Source organism: Tessaracoccus bendigoensis DSM 12906, from assembly GCF_900141915.1.
GTDB classification, from domain to species: Bacteria; Actinomycetota; Actinomycetes; order Propionibacteriales; family Propionibacteriaceae; genus Arachnia; species Arachnia bendigoensis.
Window position 1 is genome coordinate 1 of record NZ_FQZG01000146.1, and the last position, 1,851, is coordinate 1,851.

Consider the following 1,851-nt stretch of genomic DNA (forward strand, 5'->3'; position numbering starts at 1 on the left):
TGGGGAAACCCACCTCTTTGAGGTATCGTTATCTGAATACATAGGGTAACGAGGCGAACCGAGCGAACTGAAACATCTAAGTAGCTCGAGGAAAGGAAATCAACCGAGACTCCGCAAGTAGTGGCGAGCGAACGCGGACCAGCCCAGTGACCATCGTGTAAGAACCGGAAGCGTCTGGAAAGTCGCACCATAGCAGGTGATAGTCCTGTACGGGTAGAAAGCACTTTGGTCCTCGAGTAAGGCGGGACACGTGAAATCCTGTCTGAAGATGGGGAGACCACTCTCCAAGGCTAAGTACTCTCTAGTGACCGATAGTGAACCAGTACCGTGAGGGAAAGGTGAAAAGCACCCCGACAAGGGGAGTGAAACAGTTCCTGAAACCGGATGCCTACAAGCAGTCGGAGCCTCCTTGAGGGGTGACGGCGTACCTTTTGTATAATGGGTCAGCGACTTACCGTATCGAGCAAGCTTAAGCCGTTAGGTGTAGGCGAAGCGAAAGCGAGTCTGAACAGGGCGTTCAGTTCGATGCGGTAGACCCGAAACCGGGTGATCTAGCCATGGTCAGGTTGAAGGTGGAGTAACACCCACTGGAGGACCGAACCCACGTCTGTTGAAAAAGACGGGGATGAACTGTGGCTAGGGGTGAAAGGCCAATCAAACTCGGAAATAGCTGGTTCTCCGCGAAAGCTATTTAGGTAGCGCGTCAGATGAATACCATCGGGGGTAGAGCACTGGATCGGGAAGGGGGGCGCGAGCCTTACTGACTCGAACCAAACTCCGAATACCGATGAGTACTGTCTGGCAGACAGACGGTGGGTGCTAAGGTCCATCGTCAAGAGGGAAACAGCCCAGACCGCCAGCTAAGGTCCCCAAGTCATGGCTAAGTGGGAAAGGATGTAGGACGGCCAAAACAACCAGGAGGTTGGCTTAGAAGCAGCCATCCTTTAAAGAAAGCGTAACAGCTCACTGGTCTAATAGCTGTCCCGCGCCGAAGATGTACCGGGGCTAAAGCCATGCACCGAAGCTGCGGATGTGCAGCAATGCACGTGGTAGCGGAGCGTTCTGTAAGTCTGCGAAGGTGTGCCGTGAGGCATGCTGGAGATATCAGAAGTGAGAATGCTGACATGAGTAGCGACAAACAGTGTGAGAAACACTGTCGCCGAAAGTCCAAGGGTTCCTGCGCAAGGCTAATCCGCGCAGGGTGAGCCGGCCCCTAAGGCGAGGCTGAAAAGCGTAGTCGATGGGAACCACGTTAATATTCGTGGGCCTGGCGGAAGTGACGACCTCCGTAAGTTGTTCGCTCTTATCGGATTGAGCGGGCCGCGAAGGAGGTCCTGGAAATAACTCCGCCATATAGACCGTACCCCAAACCGACACAGGTGGACTGGTAGAGTATACCAAGGCGCTTGAGAGAATGGTGTTGAAGGAACTAGGCAAAATGCCCCCGTAACTTCGGGAGAAGGGGGCCCATCCTCGAGGCAACTCTTGGGTGGGGGCACAGACTAGGGGGTGGCGACTGTTTACTAAAAACACAGGGCTCTGCGAAGTCGCAAGACGACGTATAGGGTCTGACGCCTGCCCGGTGCCGGAAGGTTAAGAGGAGGGGTGCAAGCTCTGAATTGAAGCCCCGGTAAACGGCGGCCGTAACTATAACGGTCCTAAGGTAGCGAAATTCCTTGTCGGGTAAGTTCCGACCTGCACGAATGGCGTAACGACTTCCCCGCTGTCTCCAACACCAACTCAGCGAAATTGAATTCTCCGTGAAGATGCGGAGTTCCCGCGGTCAGACGGAAAGACCCCGTGCACCTTTACTACAGCTTCACAGTGGCATCAGATATTAGATGTGTAGGA

General features: G+C 54.2%; 1 rRNA gene. It reads left to right on the forward strand.

What is annotated here, in order from left to right:
• Positions 1 to 1,851, forward strand: a 23S ribosomal RNA gene (locus tag BUC15_RS18810); the annotation flags it as partial.